The following is a 12,962-nucleotide window of genomic DNA, read 5'->3' as shown; positions in this document are numbered from 1 at the left end:
GGCTTGTTGTGGGTCAATCGCCGCGGCCTACAAAAGTATGACTTTTTTACTTTTGCTGGCCGTGGCGCGACCTTAAGCAGCCGCTGTAACCGGGAGAAATTCGTTTTGGCCTGTTTGCTATCCCGAAAAGAAATACCGGGCCCAGAAACACTGGTTAACCCGGGGAAGCGAACAGAAACAGTCACGGCCGTGATTGGCCGCCAACGCTGTCAGCGACAGGGGCGCCCGCAAGCGCCCGGCGCGTTCAGGGCTTGACGCGCCAGACGCGCTGGACCGGCGCGGTGCGGCGCAGCACGCGCAGCACATCGGCGAGGTGCAGGCGGTCGCGCACGGCGATGAGCAGCGTCATCTCGGCCGTCTCGCGCAGCTGCGCCTCATCGCTCATCGAGATGTGGGTGATGTCGGCCTCGGCCTGCGCCACGGCCTGGGCGACCTGGGCGAGCACGCCCTTGCCGTTGCGCATCAGCAGCGCGATGCCGGCCTCGAAGCTGCGCGTCAGTTCCTCGGCCCATTCGACCTGGATCCAGTGCTCGCTGTCGCGCTGGAACAGGCGGCGGCCGACGGCGCACTCGCAGGTGTGGACGATCAGGCCTTCGCCGCGGCCGAGGTAGCCGCGCACCTCGTCGCCGGGGATGGGGCGGCAGCAGCTGGCGAGCTGCACGGACGCACCCTCGCTGCCGTCGATGGTGACGCTGCCCTGGTGGGAAGGCGCTTCGGTGAAGCGGCCCAGCGTCAGTGCCAGTGCATCGGGCTTCTGGCCCTGGTCGGCCATCAGGCGGGCCAGCTTCTTGGCGATGATGGTGGCGATCTTGCGGCCGGCGCCGATGTCGACCAGCAGCTGCTCGGTACTCGCGCTGCCTGCCCAGGCGGCCAGCTCATGCCAGATCGGCGCGGCCGCGTCATCCAGCTCCAGGCTGGGCAGGCCCAGGCCCTCGACGCGCATGGCCTGGGCCAGCATCTTCTCGCCCAGCTCGCGGGATTCCTCCTGCTCCAGGTCCTTCAGGTAATGGCGGATCTTGGAGCGGGCCCGGCCGGTGCGCACGAAGCTCAGCCAGGCCGGGTTGGGGCTGGCGCCAGGCGCGGTGATGATTTCGACGATGTCGCCGCTGCGCAGCTCGGCCCGCAGCGGCACCGCCTCGCCGTTGACCTGGGCCGCCACGCAGTGGTCGCCGACGTCGGAGTGGATGGCGTAGGCGAAGTCCACCGGCGTCGCGCCCTTGGGCAGGGCCATGATCTTGGACTTCGGCGTGAAGACGTAGATCGCGTCCGGGAACAGGTCGATCTTGACGTGCTCGAGGAACTCGTTGGCGTCGCGCGTCTCGTCCTGGATGTCGATCAGGCTCTGCAACCAGCGCGCATTGGCCTGCTGGGCCACCAGCGCCGAGGCCTGCTTGCCACGGCTCTTGTAGATCCAGTGCGCCGCCACGCCCTGTTCGGCGATCTGGTGCATGCCTTCGGTGCGCAGCTGGAACTCCAGCGGCGTGGCCAGCGGCCCCATCAACGTCGTGTGCAGGGACTGGTAGCCGTTGTCCTTGGGCGTGGCGATGTAGTCCTTGAAGCGCCCGGCCTGCGGCTTGTAGAGCTGGTGCAGCACGCCCAGGGCCGTGTAGCACTGCAGCGGCTCCTCGGTCAGGATGCGAAAACCGAAGATGTCGCTGACCTGGGCGAAGGACAGGCCGCCCTTCTCGCGCATCTTCTTGTAGATGGAGTGGACGGTCTTCTCGCGCCCCTGCACCTCGACGCGCAGGCTGGCCTTGGCAAAGGCTGCACGGATCTCGGCCTCGATGCGCGACACCAGGTCGCGCCGGTTGCCGCGCGCCTTGCCCACGGCCTTGCTGAGCGCGGCATAGCGCCAGGGGTGGAAATACTGGAAGGACAGGTCCTGCAGCTCGCGGAAGGTCTGGTTCAGGCCCAGGCGGTGCGCGATGGGCGCGTAGATGTCGAAGGTCTCGCGGGCGATGCGGCGCGCCTTGTGCGGCGCCATCGCGCCCATGGTGCGCATGTTGTGCAGGCGGTCGGCCAGCTTGATGAGGATGACGCGCAGGTCGCGCGCCATCGCCAGCAGCATCTTGCGGAAGGACTCGGCCTGCGACTCCTCCTTGGTGGAGAACTGCAGCTTGTCCAGCTTGGTCAGGCCATCCACCAGATCGGCCGTCGTCGCGTCGAACTTCTCGATCAGCTCGGTCTTGGAGACGCCGCAGTCCTCGACGACGTCATGCATCAACGCCGCCATCAGCGCTTGAGCGTCCAGCCGCCATTCGGCGCAGATGCCGGCGACGGCGATGGGGTGGGTGATGTAGGGCTCGCCGGTGGCGCGCTTCTGGCCCAGGTGGGCCTCGTCGGCGAACTTGTAGGCCTCGCGCACGCGCTTGACCTCCGCCTTGCTCAGGTAGCCGAGTTTGGGGGCGAGAGCATCAAAGGAAGCAGCTTCCGCCTGCGTCGGCGGCGCCGGCTGGCGCAATCCAGGCAGCGTGAACCAGGCGGTGAGGGAACGTTGGGCCATATTGGCCCCGAATTTATACGAAGGTAAGAGGCCCCTCGTCCAAGGAGCCCCCTAGGTGACGGCGATGCATGCGGCATTGAGCCGCATGCACATCGCCCAAGCGGGCCGGCTAGAGAGCGGCCCGGCGCTCGGCCCGAAATGCAAACGGGCGCCCGAGGGCGCCCGTGTGGCAGTGAGGACGGTGCTTAGACCGGAACCTTGCGCAGCATCTCGATGCCGACTTCGCCGGCGGCGATTTCGCGCAGGGCGGTCACGCCGGGCTTGTTCTTGCTCTCGATGCGGGGGCTGTGGCCCTGGCTCAGCATGCGGGCGCGGTAGGTCGCGGCCAGCACCAGCTGGAAGCGGTTCGGGATCTTGGTCAGGCAGTCTTCGACGGTGATGCGGGCCATGGTGTTCCTTGGGTAAAGCGGGATCAGGGCAGATCGAGCGCCTGAAAGACGGCAGAGCGGTTGCGCCGCTGAGCCAGGTATTTTAGCCGCTGCGCGTGGACGATGGATTTGAGGTCGAAAACGGCGGTGTCGAACACCGCGTTCACGACGACGAAATCGAAGTTCTGCGCCTGCGCCACCTCGAGGCGCGCATTGGCCATGCGCTTGGCGATGACCTCGGGTTCGGTGTCGCCACGGCGGTTCAGGCGCGACTGCAATTCGTCCCAGCTCGGCGGCAGGATGAAGATCAGCACGGCATAGGGAAACAGCTGCTTGATCTGCAGCGCGCCCTGGAAATCGATCTCGAGCACGACGTCGTCGCCATGCTGCATGCGCGCCTCGATGGCGGTACGCGAGGTGCCGTAGAGATTGCCGTGGACCTCGGCCCATTCGAAGAATTCGCCGCGCTCGGCCATCCCCCGGAATTCCTCCGGCGTGATGAACCAGTATTCGCGGCCATGCTGTTCCTGGCCGCGCGGCGCGCGCGAGGTGTGGGAGATGGAGACGGCCAGCTTGGCATCCAGCTCCAGCAGCGCCTTTACAAGGCTGGACTTGCCGGCGCCGCTTGGGGCGGCGACGACGAAAAGATTGCCGGGATATTCCATGGATGTATTCGACGCTGGGGTGGGGCAAGGCTAAGTGCCTGTCGCCCGCGAAGTTTTTGCTACGACCCCACGATTGATCAAGCATGGACTTTAGCTTGCGGCCGTGCGCGACCCCCTCGGACGCGGTGGGCCGGTCCGGCATTTTTGGCATTCCAGCGCGCTTTTCGGGCCCCGATCCGGCAGTACTGTGGCGACTTGTCTGACGCGGCCGGAGGCTGGTCATCCTTATCTTGAGCCCGTCGTTAAGGCATGACGAGGTCCACACGATGCCACGCTATCAACGCTACGAGGTTCATCCCGACAACCCGCAAGCCCGGCTGCTGCAGGCAGCAGCCGACCGTGTACGGGCCGGTGCGGTGGCCGCGCTGCCGACGGCCGCCGGCTATCTGATGGCCTGCGGGCTCGATGACAAGGCCGCCGCCGCCCGACTGCTGCGGCGCGCCGACGAGCGCCAGCCCCTCATGCTGCTGTGCCGCGACCTCGCCCAGGCCGCCACCTATCTGCAAATCGACGATCGCGCCTTCCGGGCCATCCGGGATGCTGACGCCGGTTCCACCGCATTCCAGCTGCGCTGTACCCACCGCGTGCCGCGCCGGCTGGCCAGCGCAGCCGGCGGTGCTGGCCTGCTGTACTTCAGCGCCCATCCGGCCTGCCAGGGCCTGCTGGGCCATGTCGACGAAGCGCTGCTGGCCCTGCCGCCGCAGCCGGGGCTGGAGGTCGCGGATCTCGATGAGCTGTCCTCGGACGCCCGCGCCGTGCTGGATGTCGCGCTGGACGCCGGCACGATGGCCACGCTGCAGCGCCTGACCTGCGTGCGGCTGTTCGAGCCCTCGCGGCCGAGCCTGGCGCGCTGGCCTCTTGCTGCCGCCGGGCATGAGATGCAGCTGGCGGTTTGAGCTGAGGGGAGGCCCGCTGTGCGACAGTCGGCCGATCAGCCATGGATCAGCTTGCCAGCCCCGTCTTCGCGGGACGAGCGCCGGAGTTGGCGCAGCTCGACGATGCCTTCGACGCCTGCGTCGCTGGAACGTCGCGCGTCGTCCTGATCTCCGCCGAAGCCGGCGGCGGCAAGACACGGCTGCTGGCGGAATTCGCCCGCCGCATCGGCGATCGCGCCACGGTCATTTCAGGCGCCTGCACCGACCAGTCCGAATCCGGCCTGCCCTATGCGCCCTTCACGGCGGCCATTCGAAGCCTGGTGCGCGAGCGCAGCATCGGCGATGTCGTCGCCCTGATTGGAACCAGCAGCGCTGGTGACCTCGCCTGGCTGCTGCCCGAGTTCGGTGCGCCCCGGGCGTTGCCGGACGTGAGCATCGTGCGCTCCCGGCTCTTCGAGGTCGTGCGCCTTCTCACCGAGAAGTTGGCCCATGAGCGCCCCCTGGTCTGGGTGCTGGAGGATCTGCACTGGTCCGACGCCGGCACCCGCGACCTGCTGCGCTATCTCGCCACCAACATCACGGGCGTGCGTGTGCTGGTGCTGGGGTCGCATCGATCGGATGCCGTGCACCGCGACCATCCCCTGCGCACCGTGCTCGCCGAGCTGGGGCGGCTGCCGTCGGTCAAGGTCATGCGCCTGCCTCGATTGACGCGGTCCGAAGTGGCGGCACAGCTGGGCGGCATCCTGGGCCATGAGCCGGAAACCGCGACCCTGGGCACCGTGTTCGCCCGCAGCGAAGGAAATCCGCTGTATGCGGAAGCGCTGGTGAGCGCGGAGGGCGGCGTTCGCGATCAGGTTTCCGAATCGCTCAACGAGCTGCTGCTGGTGGCGGTGCGCGCCCTCCCCGCGGGCACGCAGGCCGTCGTGCGCGCGGCCTCCCTGGGCGGCAGCGTGTTCCGGCCGGCCATCGTGGCGGCCGTGTCCGGGCTGTCCGAAGTCGACGTAGAGCAGTGCTTCCATCCGGCCCTGGCTGCCAACGTGCTCGTGAAGGAGGGTGACGGCTACGTGTTTCGACACCGCTTGATCCGGGAGGCCGTCGAGAGCGACATGCTGGTGGGCGAACGGCGCCGGCTTCACGGCGCCTACGCGCTGGCCATGGCCGCCCATCCCGCCCTGGCCCGCAACTGCTGGACGACGCTGGCGCTGGCGCGGCACTGGCACCGGGCCAGCGAGGACGAACAGGCCTTCACCGCGGCATGGGCCGGCGCTCGCGAGGCCGGCGAGGCGACGTCCTATGTCGAGCAGCTGGAGATGCTCGACCTGATGCTCGACGTCTGGCCACGCGTGCCCGATGCCCGGTCGCGGGTAGGCGTTTCGCATCTGGACATCGTGGAGCAGGCCGCGAACGCCGCCTGCTGGGCCGGCAAGACCGATCGGGGCATGCGGCTCACCGAGATCGGCCTCGCGCAGGCGGTCCAGGCCGGCGACCCCGAACGCGTGAGCGCGCTGCTGAGCATGCAGCGCGCGCCGCTGCGCCACCAGCAATTGCTGCCCGGGCAGCTGGAAGACCTGCAAGAGGCCCTGCGCCTCACGACGAATCTGCGCCTGCGCATCGAGTGCCTCGCCCAGCAATGCCGCGCCTTGCTGCTGCGCGGGCGCCTGGACGCCGCAGACCAGGCGGCCCGCGAGCTTGCCGAGGCGGCCGCCCACACCGACGACGAGACGGGCCGGATGGATGCGCGCATCACCCGCGCCATGCTCGGCCTGTGCCGCGGCACCGACACCAGCGCCGAGCTGCAGGAAGCGGTCGATGCCTGCCGGCGCGGCGCCGGCCGCGGCGATGAGGCGTCGTCGGGCGAGGCGCGGGGCCACGCCAGCGAGCTGTCCGCCATGGCCTGCCCCTGGGGTTGGCTGGAAGTGCTGGCCATGAATGCGCAGGTCGAGGTCGAGCTCATGTTGGCGCGCAACGAACGGGCCGCGGAACGCGCGGCGCAGGCCGCCAAGCGCTGCCTGGAGGTCGGGCAGGCCGGCTATATCGGTCCCACGATCGCAAGCAACCGTGCCCGTGCGCTGCAGCGTTGCGGGCGATGGAGCGACGCGATCGCGGTGCTGGAACAGGCCCTCGACGCCGAACCGACGCCTTTCGGGCGCGCGCTGCTGGTTTTGGGGCAGGCGGAGATCGCACTGCTCCGCGGCGATCTTGAAGCCGCGCGGCGCGGCCTGTCGCAGCTGCGCCTGCTGCCGCAAGACCTGCTGGCCCGGCCGTTGTCGATCGAGCGCCTCGCCATCGACCTGCTGCTTGCCGAGGGCGATGCCGCTTCGGCCTGCCGCGCTGCGGCCGGCATCGTGGATCGCTGCCGGCACGCCGCGCCACAGGAAGGCTGGCCGCTGCTTGCCGTCGCGGCACGGGTTCATGTGGAGGCCGATGCAGATGCGGGCGCCTTGAAGAAGCTCACCGATGTGGCGCGCCAACTGCCGCGCCCGGGCCCGGCCGAGCTTGCCTATGCGGCACTCGTGGCGGCCGAATCCGGCCGGCTCGCCGAGCGGCCGGCCGCCGCGCCATGGCTCAGCGTGGCGCGGCTCTGGGAGGACCTGGGGCAGCCCTTGGAGCGGGCGTATGCGCTGGCGCGTGCGGCTGCGCTCGAACCGTCACGGGCGACGGCGGCCACCCATTTGCAGGAGGCAGAGCGTCTGGCTTCGGCATTGGGCGCGCAGCCGCTGCTGCAGCGCATCCGCGTGCTGGCTTTGCAGCGGCGCGTCGGCGCGGGCGGTGCACCCGAGGCCCCAGCGCCGTTTGCGCTGACCAGCCGTGAACTGGAAGTGCTCCGTCTCGTCGCCGAAGGCCAGACCAACCGCCAGATCGCTTCCGAGCTGGTCATCACGGCCAAGACGGCGAGTGTCCACGTCACCAACATCCTGGCCAAGCTCGACGTCCGCACCCGCGGCGCGGCAGGCGCTGTCGCGCACAGGCTGGGACTGACCAGCCGCCGATAGAAGCCCCGCCAGGCCTCAGCGCTCGGTGTGCCTCAGAACGAGGCCTGAAACTCGCTCCCAGACGGCCGGGAACACATGGGCGTGGCCCACATCGGCCAGCGGCACCAGCTCTGCGTCGGGGATCTCCCGCGCCAGCGCCTGGCCATGCTCGAGCGGGAACAGCGGATCCCTGTCGCCGTGGAGGATGAGAGCCGGTGCGCGAATGGCGCCGAGGCGTTGCCGCCAGGGCGCGCCGGCGTCGATCAGAAAGGGGTTGGTGAGCTGCGCCGCGAGGTCGAGGCTGCGCTTCTGGATGCATCTCGCCGTCTCGAGCACCCAGTGCTCGTCGAACATGCCGCCACCAGCAAAGGGCCGCTCGCCCTCCACCAGATAACGGGCCACCGCTTCGCCGTCGGTCCAATCCGGTTCCGCCGGACCGGCTTCGCCGGTGAAGATTCTGCGGATGGCCTCGTGCGCGGGAGGAAGGTCGCCGGCTTCGTGTCCGGGACCGCCCGGCGTGCCCGACATCAGGACGAGGGTGGCCACCCGGTCGGGATGGTCGATGGCCAGCAGCTGGGCGATGCCGGCCCCCTGGGAGACACCGAACACATGGGCCTTGCGCACGTCGAAGTGGTCGAGCAGGGCCAGCGCATCGGCCGCCAGGTCACGCAGGCCGTAGGTCGGCCGCCCCAGCTCCCAGCTCGTCGAGCGGCCGGTGTCGCGGCTGTCGTAGCGGATCACGAAGCGGCCGCCATCCGCCAGGCGCTGGCAGAAGCTGCGGTCCCAGGAAACCATGGAATTGCCGGCGCCCTGGATCATCAGGATCGCCGGGGCGTGGCGATCACCTAAGGTCTCGGTCGCCAGTTGGACCCCGGGCGCTACGGGAACGGTGAATTCATTGCAGGTGTCGCAGATCATGTCAGGCGTCTCCGGTTTGCCTCAAGGGCTCGAGGTTTCGGCGGTGCTCGCGGGTTGGGCTGGCTCGCCCCGGGCGGTGGCCAGCAGGGAGCCGGCCAGGATGAACGCGAAGGCCAGCAGCGTAGTCAGCGACAAAGGCTCGGACAGCAGCAGCGCACCGGCGACCATGGCCACGACGGGGTTGATGTAGGTGAAGACGACTGCCCGGCTGATGCCGACCTCCCGGATCAGGCCAAAGAACCAGATGAAGGCCAGCGAAGTGCAGACGACCGCGAGCACACCGAGGGACGCGATGACCCGGCCGGACGGCAGCGCCGAAGGCCATGCAAGCACGGCGGCCGGCAGATACATCAGGGCGGCTGCGGCAAGGCAGACCGTCATCATGGGCAAGGCGGGCACCGACCGCAACCCGCGGCCGGCCACCACCGCGGCGGTGGCATAGGCCGCGGCGGCGCCCAAGACCTCGAACGTCGGCACCAGTTCGTCGCCCCACTGCAGCCCGGCGAGCAGGAAGACGCCGAAGAAGCCCAGGGCCAGGCCGCACCAGCGCCGCGAGGAAATCGCTTCCTTGTCACCGGTGAGCCGGCCGACGATGACGGCGAGGACCGGGATGGTCGCCATCAGCAGGCCCGCCGTCGAGCTGTGGATGCGGGTTTCGGCATGCGACAGCAGCCCCCACGGCAATGCGAACTCCAGAGTCGCGAACGCGAGCAAGGGCCGCCAGTGCCGCAGCAGCAGCGTCACCGGCAAGTCCCGCATCGCGAATGGCAGCAGCACCAGCGCCGCGATGCCGACGCGCGCGAAAACCAGCACGGCCACGGGCAACTCGGCGACGATGATCTTGATGAGCAGATAGGGCACGCCCCAGATCAGGCTCAGCGCGACGAACAGCAACCAGCCGCGCGGACTCATAGCACCCTCCGGCAGAGGAAGGTCATCCACACGTCGTCGCGGGAGCTGGTGCGCCGCTCGCTGGCCTCGACGCAGAAGCCGGCCTTCTCGAGCCGGGTGGCGAAGGCGGCATGCGACCAGTAGGTCATCTGATAGCGACCCGTCGTCTCGCCGTCGCCTTCGCGCATCGAGACCAGGAAGGCGCCGCCCAGCCGCGTGGCGCGCCGGATCTTGTCCAGCACCAGGTCGGTGTGCGCGCGGTCGATGTGCATCAGCGTGCACAAGGCCATCACGCCGTCGTACGAGCCGGTGATGCGATCCGTCAGCACGTCGAGGAGTTCGCAGTGCCTGCCGCGGCTCGACTGGATGTCGAGGAAGGCCTGCGTCGCGTCGGTGCGGCGCACCCGGGCGCCCAGAGACTCGACAAAATCGGCGTCCCGGCCCGGGCCTGAGCCGATCTCGAGGATGCGGCCCTGGCTGCCCATCAGTTCCAGCATCCGCCGCAGCGGGGCGCGGACGGCCGGTGACGGGTTGTCGTCGCAGAGCTTGTCGTAGCCGGCCGCGCAGCTCTGGTACGACGAGATCGTGCTGCGGCTGGCGGCGCCGGCCCGCAACGGGTTGGCGGCTGCAGTGGAGTTGGGTTTCAGCATGGGTCTCAGCGTGGCGCTAAGACGCGGCGGATAAATGAGGCATATGCCTTAGACGCGCAGCCCGGCAACTCCTTGTGCGAGTAGCCAGCCTCGCCGAAACCCTACTCGATGTTTTGCACCTGAACGCGCATCTGCTCGATGGCCGCCTTCATGTCGACGGCCAATTCAAGCGCAGTCTGAGGGCATAAAAAAAGCTCCTGGCGCGAGCCAGGAGCTTGAAGGGCTTCGACGACTAGCGCGAAGACACCAGGAGAAAGACTCAGAAGCGATAGTCGGCGGTCACCACATAGGCCCGGCCCAGCACGTCGGCCACGCTGGTCAGATAGCCGCGGTAGGCGTTGTGGTTGGTCAGCGGCGGCTGGTCGTTGAACAGATTGCTGACGCCCAGCGACAGCTTGAGGTTCTTGAAGCCGGAATAGCGCACCAGGAAGTTGTACTGCTCATAGGGGCTGACGTTGCGGGCGCCTGAGGTGCCGGCCCCGGTGGCGGCGGCCAGGTTCTGGTCGTAGACCTTGCTCTGGTAGCGCTGCGAGAGCTGCACCAGCCAGTTGTTGTCCTGCCAGGCGATCTGGGCGGTGTGGCGCCAGCGGTTGTTCAGGCCGCGCGTGGCGTTGGACAGGCCGGCATTGGGGTTGACCGGCACGACGTCGTTGAAGAAGCCCAGGGCCGAGACCCAGTCGCCGTTGTTGACGCCTTCGGAGCGGGCGTCCCAGCGGGTCAGGTAGGCGATGTCGACGCCGGCCGTGATGCGGCCCCAGGCGGCGCGCGGCGTGGCGTACTTCAGGCTGGCGTCCAGACCGGCGCCGCGCAGCGAGCCGACGTTGGACGGCGTGTTGATGACGGCGTCCTTGAAGCCCGAGCTGCTGGTCACGCCCAGCGTGCCGTCCGCGTTGCGCAGGAACAGACCGGGATAGGTGGCGGGGTTGGCCAGGATGTAGTCGATGGCGCGGTTGCCGATGACGCTGTCGATCTGCGTGCGCCAGTAGTCCAGCGTCATCGTCAGGTCCTTCACGGGCTCGAAGGCCGCGCCGAACGTCAGGCTGCGCGAGGTCTCGGGCTTGACGCCGGCGTTGTTGGGCACCTTGGTGATCTGCGTGTAGCCGGTCAGGCCGCAGACGACTTCAGGCGCATAGCCGGCCTTGGGCGTGGCGACGCCGTTCACGGTGGGGCACAGCAGCGGGTCGTTGAACACGGACAAGGAGGTGCGCTCGGTTTCCTTGGTGTAGATCTCGGGCAGGCTGGGGGCGCGGTAGCCGGTATTGGCCGAGGCGCGCAGCACCAGGCTGGACACCGGGGTCCAGCGCAGGCTGAGCTTGGGGTTGACCGTGGTTTCGCCCAGGTCGCTGTATTTGTCGCCGCGCACCGAGGCGTTCAGCGTCAGGTCGCGGCGGATGGGCACGTCCAGCTCGGCGAACAGCGAGGTGACGTCGCGGCTGATCTTGGTGCTGGTGGCGGTGTTGGCGCCGCTGGCGATGTTGTCGCCGCCCAGCAGGTCGATCTGGCCGTTCAGGGCCGTCGAGAGGTCGTTGCTGGCCAGGCCGATGGCCTTCCAGGTGTCGCGGCGCAGCTCGGCGCCCAGCGCCAGCATCATGTCGCCGCCGCCCAGCTTCATCAGGCTGCGCGAGAAGGTCGCGTCGAGGCTGGCGTTCTCGGCGCGGTGCAGGCGCAGGGTCTGGCCGTCCATCGCGGCGCCGTCCAGCAGGGCCATGCCGGCGGCGTCCTGCAGGCCGAAGGGGTTGAGCTTGGGGTCGAGGAAGAGGGTGCGCGCGGTCGTGCCCTGCACGTTGGCAATGCCGGTCACGCGCAGCCAGCCGGCGCCGGCCTGCGTCTCGCGCTGCGAGCGGCCGTAGTTGATGCCGGTGCGGTAGTCCCAGGCGCCGAGCGAGCCTTCGGTGGTCGCCACGACGCGGTCGTTGCGGTGGATGTCGTTGCGGATGCGCGGGCCGGCGTCGGCCACCGACCACAGCACGTCGATGGGGCGGCCCGCCAGGTTCAGCCCGGGCACGGCCGGCACCTTGCCGTTGCCGGGGTAGTAGGGGTGGGTGCTGGTCAGGCGCACCGTGGGCGCGGCCGGGTTGTTGTACTGGTCGACCTCGAACTCGCTGTGGTTGAACTCGACGGTCAGCAGGTGGTCGCCCGGCAGCTGCATCTTGCCCTGGGCGTAGAAGTTCAGGATGTCGTTCTTGTTGTTGAAGGTCGTGTACTGCGTGTTGGCGTCCAGGAAGCAGGTCTGGCGGCCGCCCGAGGTGCTGGGCACGGAGTAGGGCGGCAGGCAGCCGCTGGCATACATCGGGTTGTAGCGCACGGTCCGCAGCGCGGTGGTCGGGTTGGTCGGGTCGGTGAAGTTGCCCGGCGCGGCGTTGGCGCCCAGGCCTGGCGCGGTGCTGATGCCCAGCTGGGTCAGCGCCGAGCCGTCGGTCAGCTCGGGGCGCGCCGTGCGCGGCAGCACGTCGCGGTGCTGGATGTCCAGGGCCGCATACACGTTCCAGCCGTTCTTGCCCAGGTCGCCGATGCCGCCGATCAGGCCGAGGGCGCGCGTGGCGCCGCCGCCGGAGCGCGTCGGCTGCACGGTTTCGAGCTTGATGCCCACGCCCTGGTAGCTGCTGAGCGTGTAGAAGGCCTGCACGCCGCCCATGGCGTCGGAGCCATAGCTCGACGAGGCACCGTCGCGCAGGATGTCGACATGGCTCATGGCCATGCGCGGGATGACGTTGACGCTGACGTACTGGTTGGTCAACGGCTCCTTGGCCAGGCGGCGGCCGTTCAGCAGCGTCAGCGTGCGCATCGGGCCGAAGCCGCGCAGGCTGGTCATCGGGCCGGCCGTGCCGGCGTAGCTGCCCACGGAGTTGGCCTGGGGCAGCTCCAGCATCATGTCCTTGAGCTCGGTGTTCAGGCGCTGGTCGAGCTCGACGGCCTTCATCTTCGAGACCGGCAGCGCGCTCTCGTCCTTGACCGAGCGCCGGATGATGGAGCCGGTGATCTCGACGCGATCGATGACCTGGTTCTCCTGAGCTTCCTGGGCCTGGACCAGTGACGGGGTCGAGGCCAGGCCGAGCAGGGCGAGGGCGAGGGCCGTGGGGCGGAAAGCCCGGGAATGGCGTTGGGAACTGAGGCGCACGT

The 12,962-nt window shown here is 68.8% G+C and carries 9 protein-coding genes; 2 read left to right on the top strand and 7 right to left on the bottom strand.

Annotation, left to right across the window (positions count from 1 at the left end; translation table 11 throughout):
- Window positions 1-244 precede the first annotated feature (244 nt).
- The 3 genes from AC1D2H_RS22875 to gmk all read right to left on the bottom strand — a co-directional run bounded on the left by AC1D2H_RS22875 (window position 245) and on the right by gmk (window position 3,536).
- Entirely contained in the window at window positions 245-2,503 is a 2,259-nt protein-coding gene (locus AC1D2H_RS22875; protein WP_477935689.1) for a RelA/SpoT family protein, read from the bottom strand.
- A gap of 185 nt (window positions 2,504-2,688) precedes the next feature.
- On the bottom strand, window positions 2,689-2,892 hold the full coding sequence (gene rpoZ / locus AC1D2H_RS22870) for a DNA-directed RNA polymerase subunit omega (RefSeq protein WP_025563690.1): 204 nt from the start codon (window positions 2,890-2,892) through the stop codon (window positions 2,689-2,691).
- A 23-nt stretch (window positions 2,893-2,915) separates the two neighbouring features.
- Window positions 2,916-3,536 (bottom strand): guanylate kinase, encoded by a 621-nt coding sequence (gene gmk / locus AC1D2H_RS22865; protein ID WP_477935691.1) that lies wholly within the window; start codon window positions 3,534-3,536, stop codon window positions 2,916-2,918.
- A gap of 266 nt (window positions 3,537-3,802) precedes the next feature.
- Here gmk and AC1D2H_RS22860 point away from each other — a divergent pair, with 266 nt between their 5' ends.
- A complete protein-coding gene (locus AC1D2H_RS22860) occupies window positions 3,803-4,432 on the top strand; it encodes a Sua5/YciO/YrdC/YwlC family protein (RefSeq protein WP_478012582.1) in 630 nt (209 codons plus the stop codon).
- Window positions 4,433-4,473: 41 nt separating this feature from the next.
- Window positions 4,474-7,404: a helix-turn-helix transcriptional regulator gene (locus AC1D2H_RS22855; protein ID WP_478012581.1), complete on the top strand. Its 2,931-nt coding sequence runs from the start codon at window positions 4,474-4,476 to the stop codon at window positions 7,402-7,404.
- A 15-nt stretch (window positions 7,405-7,419) separates the two neighbouring features.
- Here the strand turns inward: AC1D2H_RS22855 and AC1D2H_RS22850 are convergent, their stop codons facing one another.
- The 4 genes from AC1D2H_RS22850 to AC1D2H_RS22835 form a co-directional block, all read right to left on the bottom strand.
- Window positions 7,420-8,301, bottom strand: coding sequence for an alpha/beta fold hydrolase (locus tag AC1D2H_RS22850; protein ID WP_478012580.1), 882 nt, complete (start codon window positions 8,299-8,301; stop codon window positions 7,420-7,422).
- Window positions 8,302-8,322: 21 nt separating this feature from the next.
- Window positions 8,323-9,195 (bottom strand): DMT family transporter, encoded by an 873-nt coding sequence (locus AC1D2H_RS22845; RefSeq protein ID WP_478012579.1) that lies wholly within the window; start codon window positions 9,193-9,195, stop codon window positions 8,323-8,325.
- A 14-nt stretch (window positions 9,196-9,209) separates the two neighbouring features.
- On the bottom strand, window positions 9,210-9,842 hold the full coding sequence (locus tag AC1D2H_RS22840; RefSeq protein WP_478012578.1) for a methyltransferase domain-containing protein: 633 nt from the start codon (window positions 9,840-9,842) through the stop codon (window positions 9,210-9,212).
- 259 nt (window positions 9,843-10,101) lie between these two features.
- On the bottom strand, window positions 10,102-12,960 hold the full coding sequence (locus tag AC1D2H_RS22835; RefSeq protein ID WP_478012577.1) for a TonB-dependent receptor domain-containing protein: 2,859 nt from the start codon (window positions 12,958-12,960) through the stop codon (window positions 10,102-10,104).
- Between the last annotated feature and the right edge of the window lie 2 nt (window positions 12,961-12,962).

It is taken from the genome of Roseateles sp. P1_C1_2, assembly GCF_056406535.1.
The sequence above is the reverse complement of the archived record's forward strand: the minus strand, read 5'-3'. Positions and strand labels throughout refer to the sequence as shown.